Consider the following 246-nt stretch of genomic DNA (forward strand, 5'->3'; position numbering starts at 1 on the left):
TCGAGTTCAAGAACGTCGCGAAGAAATTCGGCGACCGCCTGCTGATCGACAACCTGAGTTTCCTGGTGCCGGCCGGCGCCATTGTCGGCATCATCGGTCCGAACGGCGCCGGCAAGTCGACGCTGTTCAAGATGATCACGGGCCAGGAAAAACCGGATTCCGGCACGATCACCATCGGCCCCACGGTGAAGCTGGCGTACGTCGACCAGAGCCGCGACAAGCTGGAAGGCAACCACAACGTCTTCC

The 246-nt window shown here is 61.0% G+C and carries 1 protein-coding gene; it reads left to right on the forward strand.

All coding sequences use genetic code 11. The annotated features are described in order from the left end of the window. On the forward strand, positions 1 to 246 hold a 246-nt coding region (locus OH705_RS28290; protein ID WP_267303581.1), incomplete at both ends, for an ATP-binding cassette domain-containing protein.

Source organism: Pseudomonas sp. BJa3 (assembly GCF_026343815.1).
GTDB classification, from domain to species: Bacteria; Pseudomonadota; Gammaproteobacteria; order Pseudomonadales; family Pseudomonadaceae; genus Aquipseudomonas; species Aquipseudomonas soli.